Source organism: Salifodinibacter halophilus, assembly GCA_012999515.1.
Lineage (GTDB): Bacteria > Pseudomonadota > Gammaproteobacteria > Nevskiales > Salinisphaeraceae > Salifodinibacter > Salifodinibacter halophilus.
Genome location: JABEEB010000787.1, coordinates 1 through 233, shown reverse-complemented (window position 1 = coordinate 233; position 233 = coordinate 1). Strand labels below are relative to the sequence as shown.

1 protein-coding gene is annotated in these 233 nt (G+C 76.4%); it reads left to right on the top strand.

What is annotated here, in order from left to right:
• A partial coding sequence (locus HKX41_13740) for an efflux transporter periplasmic adaptor subunit (protein NNC25195.1) occupies positions 1-143 on the top strand: 143 nt, incomplete at its 5' end.
• Between the last annotated feature and the right edge of the window lie 90 nt (positions 144-233).

Genomic DNA, 233 nt, shown 5'->3' with positions numbered 1-233 from the left:
CGCCGGCGCCGGCGAAGGCCAAGGACGCCAAGGCCGGCGACAAGGGCAAGCCGGGCAAGGCGGCGGGCAAGGCCGGCTCCGCCAAGCCGCAGGGCGGCAAGCATCCGTCCGCGCAGGGCGGCAAAGGGCAGGGCAAGGGCTGAGCCGCCGCGGCGGCATCGGCCGCGGCTCGCGTTCGCGGCGGCCTGCGTCTTTGGTCGAAGCGCGGCGCTACGACGGCGCGGCTATCATCG